Source organism: Botrimarina hoheduenensis (genome assembly GCF_007859815.1).
Classification (GTDB): domain Bacteria; phylum Planctomycetota; class Planctomycetia; order Pirellulales; family Lacipirellulaceae; genus Botrimarina; species Botrimarina hoheduenensis.
Genome location: NZ_SJPH01000008.1, coordinates 114,561 through 135,350 on the forward strand (window position 1 = coordinate 114,561; position 20,790 = coordinate 135,350).

The 20,790-nt window shown below is 62.6% G+C and carries 11 protein-coding genes; 4 read left to right on the forward strand and 7 right to left on the reverse strand.

Features of this window, described 5'->3' with window-relative positions; all coding sequences use genetic code 11:
* Positions 1 to 38 precede the first annotated feature (38 nt).
* The 3 genes from Pla111_RS14680 to Pla111_RS14690 form a co-directional block, all read right to left on the reverse strand.
* On the reverse strand, positions 39 to 1,472 hold the full coding sequence (locus Pla111_RS14680) for a magnesium chelatase (RefSeq protein ID WP_146575200.1): 1,434 nt from the start codon (positions 1,470 to 1,472) through the stop codon (positions 39 to 41).
* Between the two features lie 86 nt (positions 1,473 to 1,558).
* Positions 1,559 to 2,824 (reverse strand): MDR family MFS transporter, encoded by a 1,266-nt coding sequence (locus Pla111_RS14685; protein WP_146575201.1) that lies wholly within the window; start codon positions 2,822 to 2,824, stop codon positions 1,559 to 1,561.
* Between the two features lie 234 nt (positions 2,825 to 3,058).
* On the reverse strand, positions 3,059 to 4,543 hold the full coding sequence (locus tag Pla111_RS14690; protein WP_146575202.1) for a Gfo/Idh/MocA family protein: 1,485 nt from the start codon (positions 4,541 to 4,543) through the stop codon (positions 3,059 to 3,061).
* Between the two features lie 644 nt (positions 4,544 to 5,187).
* Here Pla111_RS14690 and Pla111_RS14695 point away from each other — a divergent pair.
* Entirely contained in the window at positions 5,188 to 5,922 is a 735-nt protein-coding gene (locus Pla111_RS14695; protein ID WP_197525059.1) for a GDSL-type esterase/lipase family protein, read from the forward strand.
* 45 nt (positions 5,923 to 5,967) lie between these two features.
* On the opposite strand, the gene Pla111_RS14700 is transcribed toward Pla111_RS14695, so the two are convergent.
* Entirely contained in the window at positions 5,968 to 11,832 is a 5,865-nt protein-coding gene (locus Pla111_RS14700) for an Ig-like domain-containing protein (RefSeq protein WP_146575204.1), read from the reverse strand.
* A gap of 287 nt (positions 11,833 to 12,119) precedes the next feature.
* Complete coding sequence (locus Pla111_RS14705; protein WP_146575205.1) at positions 12,120 to 13,319, reverse strand: Lpg1974 family pore-forming outer membrane protein; 1,200 nt, start codon at positions 13,317 to 13,319, stop codon at positions 12,120 to 12,122.
* A gap of 508 nt (positions 13,320 to 13,827) precedes the next feature.
* On the opposite strand from Pla111_RS14705, the gene Pla111_RS14710 reads away from it, so the two are divergent.
* Positions 13,828 to 15,801, forward strand: coding sequence for an ABC transporter ATP-binding protein (locus Pla111_RS14710; protein WP_146575206.1), 1,974 nt, complete (start codon positions 13,828 to 13,830; stop codon positions 15,799 to 15,801).
* A 115-nt stretch (positions 15,802 to 15,916) separates the two neighbouring features.
* On the opposite strand, the gene Pla111_RS14715 is transcribed toward Pla111_RS14710, so the two are convergent.
* Positions 15,917 to 17,356 (reverse strand): vitamin K epoxide reductase family protein, encoded by a 1,440-nt coding sequence (locus Pla111_RS14715; RefSeq protein ID WP_146575207.1) that lies wholly within the window; start codon positions 17,354 to 17,356, stop codon positions 15,917 to 15,919.
* A gap of 273 nt (positions 17,357 to 17,629) precedes the next feature.
* On the opposite strand from Pla111_RS14715, the gene Pla111_RS14720 reads away from it, so the two are divergent.
* The gene (locus tag Pla111_RS14720) at positions 17,630 to 18,733 is read left to right on the forward strand and encodes a phytanoyl-CoA dioxygenase family protein (protein ID WP_146575208.1); all 1,104 of its coding nucleotides are present in this window, start codon (positions 17,630 to 17,632) and stop codon (positions 18,731 to 18,733) included.
* A gap of 48 nt (positions 18,734 to 18,781) precedes the next feature.
* Positions 18,782 to 19,690 (forward strand): SDR family NAD(P)-dependent oxidoreductase, encoded by a 909-nt coding sequence (locus Pla111_RS14725; RefSeq protein WP_146575209.1) that lies wholly within the window; start codon positions 18,782 to 18,784, stop codon positions 19,688 to 19,690.
* Positions 19,691 to 19,699: 9 nt separating this feature from the next.
* On the opposite strand, the gene arsS is transcribed toward Pla111_RS14725, so the two are convergent.
* Positions 19,700 to 20,698, reverse strand: coding sequence for an arsenosugar biosynthesis radical SAM (seleno)protein ArsS (gene arsS / locus Pla111_RS14730; RefSeq protein ID WP_146575210.1), 999 nt, complete (start codon positions 20,696 to 20,698; stop codon positions 19,700 to 19,702).
* Positions 20,699 to 20,790 lie beyond the last annotated feature (92 nt).

The following is a 20,790-nucleotide window of genomic DNA, read 5'->3' on the forward strand; positions in this document are numbered from 1 at the left end:
ATACGGTCTTGCAGCGTCAAGGCGGCAAAGCCGATGAACTAGGTCTCGTAGGTAATCCGGCCATGCTGCTGGCTGCGGCTGATGCGGTCGGTGGCGTACAGCCCCGCGAGCACGAACTCGACGCAGCTAGCGCGGACCGCCGGATCGGCCGAGGCGTTGACTTCAAAGGCCTTGTCCCAGACCGGGGGGACCCTTTTCAGCAGATTCGCGTAGTGTGACGAGGGGAGCATGTCGCCCACCTCGATCTTCACTCCCTGCGAGAAGATCTCGGCGATCTCCGCGAGTCCGTGCTCTTCAACGTATTCGGAGAAGACCGTGCCAATCGCCTCGGCGACGACGGCGTCGAGCACTTGTGCCTCGCTCATCTGATGTGAGCCCATCAGGTCGAGCTCGAGTTTGCCCAGCGAGCTGGCGTAAAGGTGCCCAAGATCGCTGATGCGGGGTGCCGCCGACGCTTCGCCCAGCACCGCGGCCCGGTGCCGTGCCGAAGCGAGCATCGTGCGGTAGTTGGCGATCGACATCCGCGCCGAAACGCCCGAATCGTGGTCGATGTACTTGCTCTGTCGCGCGGCGCGGCTGATCTCTTCGATAAGTTCCTTCATGAAGTAGGGAACCACCACGGCCAAGCCGGAGTCCTGCTCAGACTCATGCTCGGTCTGCACTTCTTGTTCTAAGATCTCCACCCCAATACCGCGCTCACGCGGGTAGTGGGTCTGAATCATCGAACCGATCCGGTCTTTCAGTTGCGGGATAACTTTGCCGCTACGGTTGTAGGTGGCGGGGTTCGCGCTAAAGAGGATCATCACGTCGATGTCAAACTTGACCGGATAGCCACGGATCTGAACGTCGCGCTCTTCGAGAATGTTGAAGAGGCCAACCTGTACGAGTTCGTCGAGCTCGGGCAGTTCGTTCATGGCGAACAGGCCCCGGTGCATGCGCGGGATTAGGCCGAAGTGCAGCGCCTCCTCGGCCCCCATGCTGATGCCCGAAGCGAGCATCGCCGGATCGATCTCGCCGATCAGGTCCGCGAATTTTGTGCCCGGTGCGAGCCGTTCGGCATAACGTTCTTCACGCGACCACCAGGCGATTGGCAGTTCATCGGCGGGAGTGCTGCTCGTGAGGTGCTTGCCCCGTTTGGTGATGGGGCGATAGGGATCGTCGTGCAGCGGGATCCGCGGATCATCGATGTAGGGGATTTCTTCATCCAAAAAGTCCACTAGTCGCCGCATCAGCCGACTCTTGGCCTGCCCCTTTTCGCCTAAAAACAGCAGGTCGTGCTGAGCCAGCAGCGCGATGTTCAGCTCCGGCAAGACGGTGTCTTCGTAGCCCACGATGCCCGGATAGAGCTCCTCGCCGGCGCGTAGCTTGGCCAGAAAATTGTCGTGGATCTCTTGCTTGACGGTTTTACTCCGCCAGCCCGACTTGCGTAGTTCGGAAAGGGTGCGGGGAAGCGCGGCGGTGTCGAGGGGCATCGGCGGAATCGGGGGCTTGCCTGAAGGAAGAAATCGCTGCGCGGCGCGATACTGCGTTAAACACCGTGCAAAACGGTACGCTCCGACTATAGGCCGACCACCGCCGATGGCGAATCCACCTCTTCCAGCAGGATGGCCGGCGTACGCGAAAGCGGGCCTCGGTCTCGTCTGGCCAGCGCCGCCATCCCTACCGCCGCGGTCCCGAGCGAGACGATAGCGCACCACCACGGCAGGTTGGGATCCGAGCGATAGAGCGCGGTACCGATTACCGGCGCAATCACTCCGGCGACCGCGATCGTGACCGAGTAAGCCCCCATGTAAGCTCCTCGCTGCGAGCGGCGCGACCGGCCAGCGACGTAGGTCGCCGAGAACGGGGCCGAGATCATCTCGCCTACTGTCCAGAGAGCGACCAACGCGGCGGCTGCCAAGAAAGATCCGCACCACGGCGTCAGCCCAAAACCAATTGCTACGAAGATCGTTCCGATGGCGACTAGCATGAGCGGTGGAAAGCGTTTGATCGAATGCGTGAGCGGCATCTCGAAGAGGACCACCATCAAGGTGTTTACCGCATAGAGCACGCCAATCGCGAACTTGCTAAGGTGGCACTGCTCGCGCCAAAAAAGGGGAAGTGTTGTCACAGTTTGGAAGGCAACAACTTCGATCAAGATGAACAAGCCGAGAAAGGCCAAGAACTGTCTGTCGGTCCATGGACCCCGCGTGGTCGAGGCGGGCAGGTTGCCATCACTCGTATCGGGAAGCTCGCGCAGGTGTTTGCCGAGTGTTGTTAGCACCACCACCGCAGCAATGCCGCTGGCGGCCGCGTTGACCGGAAAAAGCCAGAAGAAGTTGATTTCCGCCAGCAAGCCGCCTATCACCGGCCCGATCGAGAACCCCAGGTTGTTTGCCAGACGATTCAGCGCGATCGCCTGGGCGTGTTGTTCTTCGTCAACAAAGAGAGTGACGCCCGTTGCCGCCGCGGGACGCGCCAGATCGGCCATGAACTGCCTTAGTACCAGCGCGGCCAGCAACCACTCCAGTTCGCTGCAGAAGGGAATCACGGCGTAGGCAGGTACGCTTAGGGCGAACGACGCAAGCATCACCGCCACGGGGCCGATGCGGCTAGTGAGCCAACCGCCCAGATAGCACCCCAGCGCTCCCCCCAGGCCGCTCGCCGCCAGTATCCAGCCGATCGCCAGCGGCTCGAATCCACGGACTTCGCTCAGGTACAAAGCCAGAAACGGGAAGACCATCGTCCCGCACCGATTAAGCAGCAGCGCGAGCGCAACGAGCCACACCTTGTGCGGCAGTCCCTCGAAAGAGGCGGCGTATCGGCGAAGCATCCAGCGCGCCATGGCCTTGCAAACCAAAGTGAGGGGGGCGGTTTATCTGAACACCTACGTGCAGACAGGGCCCAGCGGGCCCGGGTTCGCGTGAGGGGGGCGGCTGGCGATGATTGGCCGCGAGCCACTAATGCAGAAGAACCCCTGCCTTCTCATCAAGAGGAGGCAGGGGCTCAGACGCGATTGTTCAGCAACTCAATCGGTGTCGGCAAGAGCCGACGCGGCAAGCAAAATGGCCGCTACCGCTTAGCTCTGCGCGGGATCGACGCCGTTGGTCCAGGGCCCGGCGAGCTTCTGATAATCTTCGGGGTACAGCTTGCTGCCAGTGTCTCCGGCGGTCCAGCCGGGAACGTGGCGGGGGGCAGCGTGGGCGTACGACATCTCTTCCCACTGCTTTGCCCACGAGCTGTCGCCCGTGCCAAAGGTCATCGTGTCGCGATCGAAGTGATAGACCTTGCCGTTGCGATAGCTCATCGCACCGAGCTTAACGATCACCATCGCCGCGGCACCGAGCTCGGGATCGCAGTTGACCATCGCTGGGTCGTCGGCAAGCACCGCTTCCACAAAGTTATCGAAGTGTGCGAACGTGGTGCTCTCGGGTCGTGTGACGTCGACGCGCTCGCTCTTGATCTTCGAGTTCATGGTCACCTGCGGTCGCTCGGCGACGAAATCGTAGCCCGTGAACTCCTCACCCGTGCCGAAGACAGCCGAGCCGTTGTGGCCGCGGATCAGCTGCTTAATGGGGGTGTTCGAGCAGCACATGGTGGCGGTTGCTAGGCCCTGAACGCCCTCCGGGAAGTCCGCGGCGACGGTCGCCACGTCCGGCGCCTCGCGGCCGTCGTACTCAAAGAAGATGCCGCCGGCACCGACCACCCGCCCGGGGAAGCGGAGCCCCGTTGCGGTGAGCATCGACGTCGTGCGGTGCACGAACAGGTCGGTGTACAGACCCGAACCAAAGTCCCAGTAGCAACGCCACTGGGCGAACTTCGCTCGGTCGAACGCCTGTTTGGGGGCCAGTCCCTGCTCGTGGCCGAGGAACGTGTCCCAGTCGATATTCTTGGGCGTCATGGCCGGCGTTAGGGTGTAGTAACGCCACTGACCCATCGACGAGTTGCGATAGTACTCGGTCTGGTACTGCAGCACCTTGCCGAGCTTGCCGCCGCGAATGTCTTCGTTGACTTTCTTCCAAACGGGTAGCGAGGTGGACTGCACGCCCACCTGCATGACCTTGCCGGACTCTTTCCAGGCCTTGTGAACGTCCAGGGCCTCCTGGACGGTGTGCGTCATCGGCTTCTCGCAGTACACGTGCTTGCCGGCGCTGAGCGCATCAATCGTTTGCTTGGCGTGCCAGTGATCGGGCGTCGCGATCACCACCGCATCGATCGACGGATCGTTGATGATGTCGCGGTAGTCGCCCGTCTTGGTCGGTGCCTTGCCGGTTTTCTCTTCGATCTTGCGTGCGGTGCCATCGCGGTACTCATTAAACACGTCGCAGACGACCGCACACTCAACGCTGCCCGGGTTGTTCTGCAGCTGGATGGCGGAGTTGACGTGCTCTTGGCACCTGCCCCCCACGCCGATGAAGCCGATGCGGAGCCGCTCGTTTGCCGCCACGGCCGCTCGCGCTCGCGCCGCCGGAGCGACAACCGCCGCCGCAGCGGTAGCGGCGGCCGAGGTTTGGATAAAGTCACGTCGCGACACAGGGCCGCTCTTGTTTTCGGAGTTCTTCATCGCTTCGCACGTTCCTGGTTAGGTCACGCTGTACCGCAGATAAATCCAATGCCCCACAGCCGGAAGAAGCCCGGCTCATGGGCGACACTGATTCTGCGGAGATAATGCACGAGTTGTCGGAAGGAGTTTTGGTGCGGCCGCCGGATCGGTTGCCGAGGGGCAGATCCGAGATCTGAACGCCGCGCTAAGGCTGCTAGATTATCATATCCTGGCAAGCCAGCCAAACGGTAGCCGAACAGCCACACCGGACCGCTGGCGAGATGCTCGCCGGGTCCAAACGCCGGATTGTGGAGGCCCTGAGCAGGCAGCAGTCGCCGCGCAAAATCCGCACGCTGCCGAGTAACTTACGCGCTCCTATCCAGCCTCAATGGCGGTGACTGCCACCCTTCGCGACGCATCACTGCTGGCGTTATGGCGCCCGACCGATCGGCTGCCGACGACTTAAGTTTAGTTGCCGAGGGCGATCCTCCTGGCACAGAATACCCTCGTGAAAAGGAGGGGCCTGAAGCTGTACGCAGGGGAGCAAGAGTACGCAGTCACGCCGTGCGATACGCCCTTGCTGGTTACAGTATCGAACTGACAGCTCGGCTACCCCTTTGGCCTTATCCCCGGTGCACCTCATGCTGAAACCACTCCCTCGTCCGGTGTCACGTTCTTTTCCCTGGATCGGCATGCTGGCACAGTGCTGGCTGCTCTTGGCGTCACTCGTCGCGTGGGCCGACCTGCCCACGCCCCCCGACTTCACGCCCTATCGGGCAGAGATCGCGGGCTGGGAAAGCGACATCTCTAAGCTAGAAGCGATCCGTGAGCCCACCCCCCACCGTGATTCGATTTTGGTTGTCGGCAGCAGCAGCATTCGGCTGTGGGAGTCGGTTGATGCCGACCTCGCCCCCTACCGGGTGATCCGACGCGGCTACGGCGGTGCCAAGTACTCCGATTTGGCCTACTACCTTCCCCGATTGATCGAGCCCCATGCGTATCGCGCGGCGGTCGTTTTTGTCGGGAACGACATCACCGGAGGAGCTGGCGACAAGAGTCCGGCCGAACTTGGTGAGTGGTTCGGCTATGTCGCGGATCGGTTGCACCACCATGAGCCCGAGGCTCAAGTGCTCTGTGTCGATGTCCGACCTACGCCCCTACGTTTTCAAGCGTGGTCCGACATCGCGGCCGGCAACGCCGCCCTTAAGCACGCCTGCGAGAAGCGAGATCGGACTCACTACGTCGATACTTCAAACCACTTTCTCACCGAAGACGGGCAAAGTGTTAAGCTCTCATTGTATCGCGAGGACAATTTGCACTTGTCTGCCGAGGGCTACGCGGTCTGGTCGGAACAAATTGTCCGGGCCCTTGATCGCGTGCTCTCGGCGTCAGAGCCCTGAGCGGGTACCGAGCCCTTAGCTAAGGGGCAGGCTAAGCGTTTAGCGTTAGACGCCGCGCCACCGCGGACCGGCAAGGGTGGCGAGGGCCTCATCCAGCGGATCGGTCGAGGCTTTGCTGCCGGTTGGCGTGCGACCGTCTGATTTCAGACCACTCTCCTTGAGCTCCGAATCGCTGGCATTGGGGTCCGAAGCCAGCAGCAGCAACGCTTGCCCCAGGGCATCGTCTCCGGTGCGTGCCGTGCTGCGTAACCTTACGAGCCGCTGCGCTCGTGACGACGCAGCGGTAGCGAGCCTGTAGCCAACTGGTGTTGGCGGTGCTTCGGATGCGCCCGGTTCCGCCAGCGATTCGGCCGCCGTACTGGCGGGAGTCTCCGCCGTGGTCGCTTCCCGCGCTGCGAGCGGAGCGACGACCACGGGCGAAGCCGAAATGCCGATCGAGCCGGTGGCGATGCTAGAAGACTTGATCGCGGTCGCTTGCAAGACCGAGAAGCCCGCCGCTACCGCGCCGGCGTGGTCGCGATAGACCGTGTAGTCGGCGACGTCGACCTCGCCGTCTTCATTCAGATCGGCCGCGCGATCGGAAGAGCCATAGGCTGCTCGCCACGCCAGCTCGTCGGCGATATCGACCTTGCCGTTGGCGTCGATGTCGCCTGCCATGACGATCGCCGAAGCGATCGATGCGGGCATTGGTGTCACGCTGCGCGTGGCTGCGCTGAGGGCACCGCTGGTCGTGCCGGCCGAAGAGGCTCCCCCCGCAACCGGCGGATCGAAGTTGCCGACGATCGGCAGGGCCAGCTCATCGCCGAATTCGGCGTACCGATCGTTGCCGAACGGAGCTGGTGTGAACGGATGGTTGAGGTAGGTCGCGCTGCCGTAATTGGCGGGACGGGCCGCCGAGTCGGGGTTGCCCGACAGCTTGAGGTACCACTCCGAGGTTGTCCGCGGCGTTGCCGAGGAGTTGCGCGGGACCCACAGCCCGATGTCGTCGATGCCGTCTTGATCGAAGTCGGCGGCAACGGGACGGTCGAGCACCCCAGGATAGCCCCAGATAATCAGTTCTTCCGCGGCGTCGGTGAGACCGTCGTTGGCAAAGTTAAAAAAGAGCTGGTTGCTGTTGAACACCGCAGCATCATCGAGGCCATCGCCATCGAAGTCGCCAACGATCGGGTGCCCCATCAATCCATTGTAGAAAAGCGCGTCGCCTCCGCTGAGCACAAAGTCTCGGTTGGTGTCCAGCAGCCAGGATCCCCGGTTGTACAGGCCGATCTCGTCGCCGTTGGCGAGGTTGCCGTCAAAGTTGCCCGCAACAGGGATCGCCCCGGCGGTGTCAAACCACTGCACGTAGCGACTCTGAGCCGCGATGATATCGCCGGAGCCTAGCGACACCACGCCGTCGTGATCGCGATCGATCAGCCAGCGATAGATCCCCAGTTCGGCCGAGTAACCGAACGCGGCAAGCGTGTCGAACCCGTCAGACTGCCCCGCGGTGTCGAGGCTGAACTTGCCGGCGAAAGCAAGGTCGTTAACGTTGTATCCGCCCGGACCGATTGCACCGGCCGGTGTTCGCACGGGCAGCGTGAACGAGAGGTCTGCGTTGGTCGCGTCGCCACCGATAACGCTCGTCGAGGGATTCCAGACAAAGTCGCCGTTGGCATCGATCGAGATGTTGGCGGCGACGAAGGTTCCGATCTCGGGCCGGGAGTCAACGGTGAAGCGGCTCACGAAGTCACCGCCCGGCACTTTGTCTCCCGAAGGAAAGAGCGGCGTCTCCTGCGGCTCAGCGGCGTTCGACTCGCCGTCTAAGCGGTTGCCCGGATCGTCGGTCAACGAATCGACAATCGTCAGGGTGTACCGGTCGTCGGGGAGCGGATCGAAGAAATTGAGACGGATGGTGGTCTCGCCGGGGCCGCCCGACATGGTGTTGTCGATGAACTCGATTGACTCGATCGCGACCAGGCCTACCCGATCGCCAACCAGACGGTAGCGGCCCGGATTGGTCGCGATCGTGTCCGCGACTGCCGGGTAGACGAAGCCGCCGCCGACCGCCCCCGTCACCGCCGCAACGATCGCGCTCGCGATGTTCTCGCCCGAATTGGGATCGATCTGGAAGTAGAACGGATCGCCCGGATCGATCGGATCGCCGGCGATGCCGCTCGCGATACTCGCCCCGCTTTGGTTGGTGGAGCCTGTCAGGCGCGAAACCGCTTCCAGGTAATCGCGGGGACCGGAGCCGTTGAAGTTGGCATTGTCTCCCAGGCCGATCACGATCGCGCCAAGCCCGATCAGCGCGTCGATGGTTTCCTGGATCCCGCGTCCTGCGGCGACCGGGCCCGAAAACTCGGTGTCCCTGCCGGGCAAGAAACTCGCTTCGGAAACCATCACGCCATCGACTCCGACAAACACTTCGCCGCTATCAGCCGAATTGGTGTCGAAGTAGCGTGTGCCGACGTCGGTGGCGACCAGAATGATGGGGGTCGCTCCGTCGCGGAAGCCGCCACCGCCCCGGTTTCCCGCTGCCGGCAACTGCATGCCGGCCGGGGTGTAAGAACCAAAATTGGGCACATCGCCCGAGGAGCCCGGGTTCGTTTGCGGATTGTTTCCCGGCCCCTGCGAGCCCGCGACCCCGTTGTCCAGCACCGAACCGTTCGAGTTGCCGTCGTACCCTAACCCGGTCGCGATCTGAAACAGGGCTTCGATTCCCGACTCGGGCGAGTCGTCTCCGCCGCCTGGTGCCACTCGGGTCAAGGCGCTGTTGATTGCGTCGGTGAAGCCGACCGTGCTATCCAGGACGATCGGTTGGTTCAGAATGAAGGGCAGGTTGTTGCCCGTGCTGTTGCCCGAACCGTTGCCGAAGTCTTCGAAACGTCCCACGCCAAAGCCCAGGTCCATACCGGGAATGGCTGCCTGCAAGGCGGCGATAATGCTGGGGAACTGGCTCGTCAGGGTGGGGGCGACTCCCGAGAAGCTTCCCGTATCGTCAAACAGCAGGAACACATCGATTGCCCCGGCACCCACCGCGCCTCCCATTCCCCGCATCGGGAAGTCGACAAAGTCGATGTCTAGGCTGTTCACCAGCGGTGTTGGGCCGTCGGTCGATGGCTTGGGATCAAATAGGTCATAGTCCCGTTCGCCGGTGACATAGACTCCGCCGACCTGGGGTCCCTGCGTATCCAGGAAGATACCCAGCCGCTGCTCGGTGTCTCCTTCGCCATCCGAAGCGGTGTTGACGTTGCCGGCGACATCCTCGGCGGTCACGAGCAGTTGGCGTAGACCATCCAGGGGGAAGACCGAAGCCGCATTCAGGTCGATCGCCGAAGTGATCTCCCACCGACCGGTTGCGAAGGCGTTGTTACCGCTTAGGGGGATCGCCACGGTTTGGCCGAGCAACAGATCGCCCGCCGTGACGGCACCGTCGCCATCCAGATCAGCAAAGAGCCGGACAATGGCGTTCGCTTCGGCCTGGCCGAAGAACGTTGGGGTCGAGTCACTTGTGATGCGATCGCTCAGCGTGGTGGGGTCGGCGGCGACTCCGGTGTCACTCGCCGCGTCCAGCCCATCGGTCGCATCGGTCGGATCACCGAACGCTACAGGGGGCGCTACCGTATCGATCTCGAAGGGGAGCAAGAAGTCGGGGCTGATGTTGCCCGCGCGATCTTCGATCTCCAGCTTGAAGTTGTGAACGCCGTCGGGGATGGCGGTCCCGTTCGTGTTGTTCAGGGTGAGCGAAATCTGGCGGGTGATGTCGGCAAATGTCACAAAGTCGCCGGTGTCCGCAAAGCTGTCGTAAACGAGCGTTTCGCTGGCTCCCACGTTGCCGTCGGGACGCACGTACAGACGGAACTTCACGTCATTGGGGAAGCCGTTCGTGGCTCCTCCCGCCGTGGTGGCGTTGCTCCGCATGACAACCGTCGGGCGGGACACCAGCGTGACATCGTCGGCGCTGGACCGTCCGGCGTCGGTCGTCAGGTCTAGGAACGGCGTGTTGGGCGCGTCCGTGTCGATCCAGACACGCAGCGCGTCGCCCTCGGCTGAACGCACACCGGCGGCGTTTTCGTAGATCGCAAAGAGGTCATAGGTTCCGTCGGCAAGCGGTTCGAGCGTGATCTCCCAGAGGCCCTGACCGTCGCCCGCAACGCCGTCGCTGCCGTCGGTTCCGATCGTGCCTTCGCCGACCAGCAAAGCGGGGCCCGCGACGCCGTTCACAACCCGGCGGGCAAAGACATCAACCTCCAGGTTCTGCGGACCAAAGCCGCTGACCGCGATCTGGCGGATCGAGGTGACATTGTCCGTGTCTCGCATGCCCGTGTCGCTGCTAGCCAGCAGGTCGGGAGCGGCAGGAGCACCAAGCTCTCCTTCCGAGGCAATCGTGATGAAGATCGGTTCGGAAAGCAGCGAGTAGCCAACAGCGCCGCCACCCACGCCGCCCCCCCCATTGAATGCCGCGATCAGCTCATTGGTATTCGAGAACCGGATCGCCGCGGGGTCCATCGCCAACAACAGGTCTAGCGACGAGCCCGCACCGACGCCAAAGGCCCGTATGTTCTGTCCCAGGGTGTCGCGGATCGTAGCGACTTCATCAGCAAATCCGGAGCCGCCGTCACCGTCGGAGAGGAATACCACGTCCGTTGAGCCGTTGGGGAAACCCGCCTGACTGAGCGACGACAACACCCCTTGAAATGCGGATTCGAAATCCGTCCCGCCGGTGTCGCGCAACAGCATCAACGCCTCTTCGACGTTCGTTGTGCCATCGCCATCGGTGTCGGCAAGCGGCGTCGTGAAGAACTGAATCCCCGGCGTGTCGGGGTCCATGTCGATCAGATTCGCTACGGATTCGAACGCCACGATCGAGACCATCGCGGTGTTTCCGCTGCCGCGGTCAATCAGTTGCTGATTGAGCGCCTTGAACCCCGCGATCTCGGCGTCGAGGATCGTATTCGGTGTCCCGTCGCCGTTTTGGTCACCGATTGAATCGCCAGCAAAAGTGTTGCCGGTGCTGCCGGAGATATCGATCACAAACACCGCGTTCTCGGCGCTCAAGAGCGGTTGCCCAAGAATCACCCGCGTGCGTGCCGATACGATGTACTCTCCATCGGGCAGCGCGGGCGCGGTGGCGGTCCATGCTGCGCTCAGGCCGAGCCGATCGGCATCGATCACCGTTACGGCACCGCTGGTGCGATTGGTGATCAGCAGATCGGTGTCGTAACCGATGCCACCTTCGCTATCGATGGTGCCGATCTGAACGTCGGCGCGGGGAATCTCGAGAAAGGTTTCCAGATCGTTCTGGATGACGAAGGAAGGCGTGTTGTCCGAGGTGATACCGTCTGAATTCGAGGCCCCGGTGTCGGAGTCGGGCGTGAGCGCCAGGCCGCTGGGCACCGGCGCGTGGAGATTCTCGATTTCCAAGGCATAAACGGTCCCCGAACCGAGCGCGCCGTCTGAGTCCGTGACCGTGAAGTAGTAGAGTTCTCCCTCGATCGCGGGCAGGGTGATCACTTCCGACGCGGCGCGGGGCCCGCCGATAAGTGACGCGCCCAGATCATCAACCACATCGATATCGATCGCGTTGTTGGTGGCGAAAGCCTCGAGAACGATTTTGCCCGTCTGGTGAGCGCGGTAGCGAAACACATCGGTTTGGTCGCCGACGGCGCTATCCACGCGGAAGTTGGCGATCGAGACCGTCGGCTCCGAACCGATCGATTGCCCCAGCGGCGGCTCGAGGTCGTTCAATGCCTCGATGTCGTTGCCTCCGCCCCCTGCCCCGCCACCGATCAGCACTGCCAGCAGGCGGCGGTCCTCCAGCGGTTCGGCCCTAAGCCGACGCCCCCGTTTCCAATCCAGCACCCGGTCGATCGAGGAAGTCTTGCGAGAACCGGTGAGCAGCGCTTTCCCGCGGCGGACGAATCGGAACATGGCGGTCTGTCTGGGGGGGCAGGCTATCGAGACCGTGCCAGCAGATCGGCTAGCAGCGGGTCTTATGGATGGGCAATATGAGTTGGTTGCGGAGTATAGGCATTCCTTGCGGAGGGGATCAAGCAACTGTTGCGGACAACCCGATGCCACGCGGCCCTGTTGAGAACGTCAAATCAACAAAAAAACCCGCTCGCGCTGTCGCGCGAGCGGGTTGCTTAGTGCAATCTTGTTGCCGCTCTCGGCGGTTTGCCAAGAAGCGACCCCCCGTGCAGGGGGTTTGTGAGCCTTTAGTACCGAAGTTCCACGCGGGCAACCAACCCGTCGAAGCTCATCGTGTCGCCCAAGTCGGTGTAGTTGTCGGCCCGTACGGCATCGACCCAGTCGCTGGTCGTGACGACGTTGCCCCAGTGTTGGAACTGGTAGCCGGCCGATACCCGCATGCGATCGTTAGTCGTCTTAAGCCGGACACCGATCTCGTATTCAACCTGCGAGATGACGCGATTGTCTTGCCAGCGTGCTTCGGCAAGAAGAACGTCGGTGGTCGAGTTGACCATCGTGTAGTCGGCGTTGACGCGGCCGCTCATCGCCGCAGCAGACACCTTGCCATAAACCACAATCCCGCGTCCGACGTGACGCTCCAGATCGAGGCCCGCTTTGAGTCCTCCGCCATCGAAATCGATCATCGTGTCGGTGTCGATGGTTCCTGCGGCTCCGCCGGAGAAGACCCCCGTTTGGGCAAAATCCTGCTCGAGGTTGCCATAGACAGCACCTAGCGAGTAGCCCAGCGAGCACCAGTCGCAGCCGAGCAGCTGATCGTGAAACAGCACATCGACGAGTTGAAAGTCGATGTTCTGAGTCGCGTCAACAGGCCCGACCGACGCGGTGATGGTGGAAAGCGGGTGGTGCACCAACGAGCGAACAGCGCCCCCGCCCCCCGGGATAACTGGCGGAATGAGCGAATCCGCCGCGCTCGATTCAAAGAACGTGTAAGACGCTGTGAGGCTCGCGCAGTCATCCAGATTGATTCCCATGCCCGCACGGAACCCGGGCTCGTAGTCTTGCTGGATTGATGCGATACGTCCGTAAGGCGCGGTGCCGGCTCCGCCGATCCCGTCTTGCTGCTGGGCGTGCGTGACGTCGCCGCCCGTGGGCCGCAGATACAGGAACTCGCCAAAGAAGAAACCGTGGTGCCGGGGCTTACAGGGCGGGCCGCACTCGCAGGCAAGCTCGCCACATGCGTCGCAAGCCGGCTGATAGCCATAGTCACAAGACTCCGGCTCGTAATTGAAGCACTGCTCCGGCGAGGGATGGCAGGCTCGCTCGATGAGGTCAGCCCCCGTCGATACCGTGCGGTAAGCCGGGGCGGTTGGCTGCCCCGCCGCGGGGGCTTCTGGCCCGTCGCCGACAAACACGACCGTGCTTTGCGGCTCTTCGATGGCGTAGAAATCTTGATCGGCAAAGGCCGCTGAAGTCAGCGACAGCGCCATCAAGAACGAGTTTGCAACAGCTGCGCGGCGCGCACCCCAGGCGTGTCTGGCAGACATTGGGCCCCCCCATCTTGCCATCTTGTGGTTGGATCGAAAATCGATCGCTTACACTCCCGCTATCGACCCGTACGGTCGTTGGACTTCGATCGATCTTGACGATTGTGACGAACAATCGGGTTGTGATAGCGGCCCCTTGCGTCGGGCAAAGCGAGGCACAAGCAGGCCGGGACACTACCTGGAGCTGGTCAATGCCCGCAGCGGAGGTGTCTCCTGCACGATGTCTGCAGACGGGGCGAGGCTCGCTTCGGGGGGGGGGCTTTCTCCGTCTGTCCCCTTGCCCCGACGGCGGATCGCGCTAGTTTGTCATGGTACAGGCACGTTGGGTGCCACCTTGCCAGCCTCCCAAGCCCTCGCCCCCCTTTACGGTTTGCCCCGTCGCCTTCCTGGTGCCGAGACCCGGGCAGCCTTCTGCGAGGCATTCAAGTAGCTCTCCCCTCAGGCCCTCCGATTGTCCCGCTCGACGCCCCCCTCTGCCCGTCCCGCCTCCGCCAAAACGCATCGCCAGGAACCTTCTCGGGCGCGGTTTGAGCGGTTCCGCCAGGCGTACGCTACGGGCGATGTTCGCTCCTACACCCACGATGAAGAAAGCGAAGCTCCGTCAGCCGCCAAAGCCTCGGATCAAAAGAAAGATCGGCACGGCAATGACGAACGCCGCCGGTACCTTCGGCTGTACTTGGCGTGGCTCTGGCCTCATCGGGGTGCCATCCTGCTGATGATGGGCCTGGCCCTGGCGGTGGCAACGCTCGAGGTCGCCCAGCCACTCTTCATGCGCTATGTGGTTGACGATGTGCTCCTGCGCGAGGGGCTCACCCGTGCGGAGCGTCTTGCCCGGCTGCATGTGGCCGGAGCCGTCTTGTTGGTGGTGGTTCTCTCGGATCGGTTGCTCGATATCTGGAAGAACTGTCAGCAGCGGCTACTCAATCTGCGGGTGGTCCTTTCTCTGCGGCGGGCCTTGTTCGGGCGACTGTTGCGTTTGCCTCTCGGCAAGCTCAACGACATGAAGACGGGCGGGATCTTGTCGCGTCTGAGTGGCGATATCGACCGCACGACGGGGCTGATGCAGCTGGCGGTGATCTCGCCGGCGGTCTCGCTGGCGAGGCTGCTGATCGCGGTTGGCATCTTGCTCGCGGTCAACTGGCGGCTCGCGCTGACGGCAATGACGGTGATCCCCCCCGCCATGCTGATCAGCATGTGGGTGGCACGGCGTATCCGACCCATCTATCGCTCGATGCGCAAGGAAAACTCCGAGATCGACGCCCGCGTTAGCGAAACCTTTGGCGGCATCCGCGTGGTGCGGTCTTTCCAACGTGAGACCCGGGAACTGGCCGGCTTCCTGGTGGGTCGTCACACGATCGCCCGCAAAGAACTGTTCGCCCACCGGCGTGAGATCGTGCTCTGGAGCAGCTGGGCCCTGATCTTGGCCACCGTGAACGTGGTGATCATCTGGTACGGCGGATTCCTGCAGCTCGCGGGGAGCGCTACGGTCGGCGATATTATGGCCTTCCAGTGGTACACCTTCATGCTGCTCAATCCGGTCTGGCAGATTGTTAACTCGTTCAGCGAGATGCAGCGTTCGCTGGCGGGCATGGAGCGTGTGTTCGAGGTGCTGGAGAGCTCCGAGGATAAGCCCGATCGGCCAGGCGCTCTTGAGGCACCGCGCCATGTGGATGAGATCCGCTTCGAGGACGTCACGTTCGCCTACAACGACGGCGTGCCCGTGCTGCACGCATTTAATTTGACCGCCCCCGGCGGATCGGTTATTGCCTTGGTCGGCCGCAGCGGTGCCGGCAAGACCACGGTTACCGATCTTGTTGCGCGTTTTTACGACCCGACCGAGGGGCGCGTCACGCTCAACGGGATCGATCTGCGTGATCTGCGTTTGGACTCTTATCGCAGCCTGCTCGGCGTCGTCCAGCAGGAGACGTTCTTGTTCGACGGCAGCGTGCGTGACAACATCGCGTACGGCCGCCGTCACGCGAGTGATGCCGAGGTGATCGAAGCCGCGCGAGCGGCTAACGCCCACGAGTTTATTACGGATCTGCCCGCTGGCTACGATTCGCTCATCGGCGAACGCGGCGTGCGTTTGTCAGGCGGGCAAGCGCAGCGACTCTCGATCGCCAGAGCGATCCTTGCCAATCCACGGATCCTGATCCTGGACGAAGCCACCAGCAACCTCGATAGCGAATCTGAGCAGCTTATCCAGCAGTCGCTCGATACGCTGATGCACACACGCACAACGTTTGTTATCGCCCACCGGCTTTCGACGGTTGCCCAGGCCGATGAGATCGTCGTGCTAGACGAGGGGCGAATCGTTCAGCGGGGCAAGCATGAAGAGCTGATGCGGCGTGGCGGGCCTTACCGCGAGATGGTCGCCCGGCAACGCGATGCCATGAGCGACGGCGCGGCGCTAACCATCGGTTGACGTAGCGACGATTGGTTTAACCTGCTGGCCGGATGCCACGCGGCCAGTCGCCGCGATCGCGGACGATGTGCGGCTCAAGCGATCGTTGCCAAGCTTAGCGGTGCTGGCAACGTCGTCAGAGAGAAGTCTCGTCGGGACTGTCTTTCAAGGTCAGCCCAAACTCACGATCCCAGAATTCGAGCAGCTGTTCGGTAGTCTTGATTCCGCCCCCGGCGACATTGTTTCCGATCACCTGCGTAGGCAGGCCGATACGCTTGATCGAGTTGAGCGTGGCGAACAACTCGATGTGGCGTTTGAGCCGCTGATCGAGTTGGCCCGACTCGTCGCGCAGCTTGAGGCTCAGGGCATCGGCATCGACGAACCGGCGGGCCTCGAGCAGCGCGGCCGTGTACTTGGGCAGGCGGTCGCCTTCGAGCAACCAGCGATGCATGGGTTCAAAGGACTCAGGTGCCAACTCCGAAACAGCGAGCGACAGCTTCGCGAGCTTGCACGCTCCGCGGCGCTCTTTGGCTCCGCGGGCCACATAGGGATTGCACAAAACTTCGCCGGGAACGGGCATCACAATAACGGCTATCTGACCGTCACGCTGCGCGAGGGCTTCGGTTAACAGCTCGTGAAATTCGCGGCAGTGGGGGCACGCGTAGTCCATGAGTTCCAGGACCATGTGTGGTGCCTCGGGCGACCCCAGCACCGGGTGTTCATAGGCCTCGATTGAGAGCCGATTGTTGAGAAAAGCAACTTTTCGCGAGCCGCCCGGTCGTCGGTAGCTGGAAAGTTCGCTTGCCGACTCCTTATTTTCTGAGGCACTCGACGGCCCGTTGGAATCGTCGGGCGAAGTGAGCGGGAACGCAGAGTCGTCCGCCGGCGTTGCCTTTGCAGCAGGAGGCCGATCGAAACCCGTCACTTGCAAGTCTTCTGGAGCCGTGAACTCAGTCGCCGGGGGACCCTCGCTTACCGGACCGAAGAGTTGCCCCAACGCCAGACCCGCAACGGCAAGCACTCCTAGCAGGGTGGGTGCTCCCAAGGCCGGTGGGCTGCCAGCCAGCGGCGCGCTAACGGGTTTACCTAGCAGTGCGGCCCCGGTCGGGGCGGCATCGGCGCTGCGATAACCACGCAACACAAAGAGACCCGTGACTGCCAGCACTCCGCACGCATGGGTCGCTAGGCAGTAAATGCAGAAAGAATCCAACGCGGTAGCTTGCACCCCGACGAACCAGCAGGCAGCCCCAACGGCCGCGAAGCCGAGCCCCTCGACCAGGCGCCAACCCATCGCGGCGGCTGCGTTGTGGCGTCCGATCAGCGCTGTGGCTGCAAGCAACAAGAGATAGGTGCCGGCACCTAGCGCCGCGACGGGGGCTCCCCACCACTTGGCCCAGCGACTCGCCAACGCGGCTTCGCAATCAAAGGCGCTAAAGAAATCACACCCCGCGACGGCTCCAGCCTGGGCTCCGGCGATGATCAGGTAAATGCTCAGCCCCAGCGCCGTCACAAGCAGACACCTTGCTCCCCACAAGAGCCTGCTATCGAGCGGCATTGATGAAGAAGCGGAGTGCATTGCGGGGCTGCTAGCAGGCGGTGGGCGAAGGAAGGCCTTCCAGTATACGCCGCGTGAGACCCTCGTTGGGGGGGGCGACAGTGCGGGTCTTGCGGGTTGTTCTCATCCTGAGGCCTGGGCAGTGCCGATATCAGCGGGTGTTGAGAGACATGACGCCGCGGAGATGGCGTGGTGGCTTGGGAGACGCCCCTGCGCGTGCGGATTCCGGCCCTCTTTCAGCCCCCGACCTGTTCGCTATTCCGCCCCTAAGTACTGGTTGCGAGTTCTCTTTCAATGAATATGCATCCCAAGATTCGTCCGCTCTGGCAGCGGATTCCTTTGTGCGGTGCTCTGGGCGGGCTCTGGGCGTACAAAACGCTTCGGCTGCCGCATGCGGTCTTGCCGCGCGACATCAAGGCGATCGTCCGCAACTGGGATCCGCGGATGTTCAGCAAGCTGATCGGATCGGGTCTGACGAAGGCCTACATCGATCAGCCGTGCGAGTTTCGCATCCCCGCCAAGATCGAATCCAAAGCGGTCGTGGCTCCTGAGCATCGTATGAGCCAGGATCAGCTTAACTCGTTCTACAAACGCGGCTTCGCCGGCCCCTTTGATGTCTTCCAGCCGGAAGAGATGCAGGATTTCAAGAAAGACCTGCTCGCGATCGAGGGAACAAAGAGCAGCACGTACGGCTTCCAGACGCCGCGCGATCGGCACTTTGAGATGCCCCGTCTGTGGGACTACATGAAGACGCCCGCGGTCACGGACCGCATCGCCCAACTGCTGGGCGAGGATCTGCTTTGCTGGCGTTCGCAGATCTTCTATAAGGGGCCCGGTTCGCCGTCCATTCAGTGGCACCAGGCGAGCACGTTCATGGTAGAGGACTACCAAGACCCGGCTCTCTTTCCGCGTGATCGGAACGATCTGTTCCAGATCACCGCCTGGATCGCGGTGGATGAATCCACGACCGAGAACGGCTGCCTCCGTTTTGCTGCGGGCACGCACAACCGGATTCGGACCATCAGTTTCGGCGGCAACGAGGGATTTTACAACGCGTCCTTCTCGCTCGACTTTGAAGAATCTGAAGCCGAGATCGTAGAGGTTCCCTGCCGAGCGGGGCAGATGATCCTCTTCACCGAACGCTGCATCCATGGTTCGGCGGCCAACACGACCGATCGCCATCGCTTGGCGTTCAACATCCGCGCTATTCCGACCGACGTGGCCGTTTACCCGGGCAAAAAGTTCTACCGCTCGGTCTACAACGGCGGCAAGTACTACCTCGATAACTGGGGCGTTGCTCAGTTGCGGGGCGAAGATCAGCATCGCCTGAGCCGCACGATCGATCCGGCTGTGTCACAACGCGGCGTCACGCCGCACTCGCTCCGTGCCGCGGCCTAGTAGCGCGGCTACGGACAACACCGTTTCCCGGGGGGGAGAGACGTCGATATGCGATTGCTTCGGGGTCAACGTGCTCTGGTCACCGGCGCAGCGAGCGGCATTGGCCGCGCGATAGCGCTCGAGCTTGGCCGGAGCGGCGTAGACCTCATGTTGGTCGATGTCAACGTCTTGGGTCTTGAGCGGGTGCGTCGCGATCTCGAACCTTTTGGTGTCGATGTCGCGACGCACCACGCCGACCTCTCTGAGGTGGCACGCGTCTACGAGGTTGCCGAAGTGGCCCTGACGCGGTGGGCGGGTGTCGATGTTCTCGTAAACAACGCGGGCGTGACCTATCACGGCCCCACGCACACCATGCCCGCCGAAGAGTGGGAGCGACTCCTCGCGATCAACCTCCATGCCAAGCTGCGGCTGACGCAGCGGTTGCTGCCCGCACTGCTCGCGCGGCCCGAAGCGCACATTCTGAACGTGTGCAGCGTTTTGGGCCTGTCGGGTATGCCCCGCGTGGCGGCCTACTGCACCACCAAATTCGCGATGGTCGGCTTTAGCGAAGCGCTCCGCGCTGAGTACGGCCGCATCGGTCTGGGGGTGACGGCGCTGTGCCCCGGCTTTGTCGAGACCGGTCTGTTTGCCGCCGCGCGGCCTGAACTGCCTGGCGGCTCGCCCAAGCGGCCGCCTAGCTGGATGTGTGTGTCTCCCGAGCGGGTCGCCCGCCGCGCCGTGCGTGCGATCCGTTACAACCAGCAGCGCGTTGTGATCGATCCCGTCGGGCGTTGGGTCCATGGGTTCAAGCGGTTGGCCCCGGCTCTGTTCGATACTCTGCTGGCCATGGGCCGTACGCGGCGGATTGCCAAGAAGCACGCCGTGCTCAGCGCCCTCGACCCCGATCTTCAGCGGGCCTTGCGGGCCAAGCTCGGTCTGGGCGTGCCCACCGACGCTCCGCAGCGTGTCGCGGCCTGATTCGGCTCGCTACTGCGTCAGCGAACCTGTGCAGCTGCTCCCGGCACCGGCCGTGCATCCGAAGCAGTGCTGGGCGGTGCGGATCTCACGACCAACGAGGGTCGTCGGATCGAGATCCCACAAGAACCGATCCTCGCAGCCCGGTGTGCGGAGCTGCAGGGCGTAGTTGAAATCGCAATCGTGGACCCTGCCTTGGCTGTCCACGTGGATCTGACGCCGGCACATCAGCCCGTCGATCGTAGCGGGATTGTACGCTTCGCGCAGCAAACGTTCATAGTTTTCCAGTTCGCCTCGGCGCTGGAGATCGTCGCGCCAACGTGCGATCGGCATATTGGTGATGGTCCACAACTCGCTGAAGTGCAGGTCGAATCGGGCCTTCAGCTCACGGCGGTAGTCCGCTTCCAGCACGCCCTGAGGGGGCGGCAGCGAAGGCCCGGTTGGGTTGTAGACCAGCGTCAGTCGCAACTCAGGAGTGGTTCCGTAGCCCACCGCGTTCAAGCGCCGCAGGCCCTCGATCGAATCGCTATAAGCGTTTGATCCACGCTGTTTGCGAATGTTCTCTTCGAGGTAACACGGGAGCGACGCCACGACATGAACCTTGTGCTCCGCAAGAAAATCGGGGACCCAGTCGTAGACCAACTTCTCGCGAGCGTCGCGAACCTGAAGGATCGTCGGATTGCAGCGGTCCATGACCCGCTTTCCCCGCTTCCGTACGCCCTCCACCAGCGGACGGAAGTTTGGATTCATCTCGGGCGAGCCACCGGTCAGATCAACCGTGGTCACATCAGAGGCAGCCGCCAACCAGTCGAGCAGCCGCCCGGTTGTTTCCTCCGTTAGATTCTCGTGGGCCGCGGTCCGCAGCGGCGAAGACTGCACATGGCAATGGCGGCATGCCAGATTGCAGGCGAGCCCCACATTGATCTGGAGGGTGGTGAGCGTTTCCGCCGCGCGCAGCGTGCCCCCTATCTGTTCACGAAACGTCGGCAGCGGGACGAGCGGCAAGAGCATCGGTACAGAACGAAAATTGGCAGGCAGGAACTACCGCGTGAAACGAAAAAGCTCGCGGACCCTACCAGGGCCGCGAGCTTAACGTGTTAAGG

Bases quoted from the DNA above. Each gene is read 5' to 3' on its own strand.
- Pla111_RS14720 (WP_146575208.1), top strand. From the start codon at position 17,630: ATGAATATGCATCCCAAGATTCGTCCGCTCTGGCAGCGGATTCCTTTG.
- Pla111_RS14725 (WP_146575209.1), top strand. From the start codon at position 18,782: ATGCGATTGCTTCGGGGTCAACGTGCTCTGGTCACCGGCGCAGCGAGC.
- Pla111_RS14690 (WP_146575202.1), bottom strand. From the start codon at position 4,543: ATGAAGAACTCCGAAAACAAGAGCGGCCCTGTGTCGCGACGTGACTTT.
- Pla111_RS14715 (WP_146575207.1), bottom strand. From the start codon at position 17,356: ATGCACTCCGCTTCTTCATCAATGCCGCTCGATAGCAGGCTCTTGTGG.
- Pla111_RS14680 (WP_146575200.1), bottom strand. From the start codon at position 1,472: ATGCCCCTCGACACCGCCGCGCTTCCCCGCACCCTTTCCGAACTACGC.
- Pla111_RS14685 (WP_146575201.1), bottom strand. From the start codon at position 2,824: ATGGCGCGCTGGATGCTTCGCCGATACGCCGCCTCTTTCGAGGGACTG.
- arsS (WP_146575210.1), bottom strand. From the start codon at position 20,698: ATGCTCTTGCCGCTCGTCCCGCTGCCGACGTTTCGTGAACAGATAGGG.
- Pla111_RS14705 (WP_146575205.1), bottom strand. From the start codon at position 13,319: ATGGCGCTGTCGCTGACTTCAGCGGCCTTTGCCGATCAAGATTTCTAC.
- Pla111_RS14700 (WP_146575204.1), bottom strand. From the start codon at position 11,832: ATGTTCCGATTCGTCCGCCGCGGGAAAGCGCTGCTCACCGGTTCTCGC.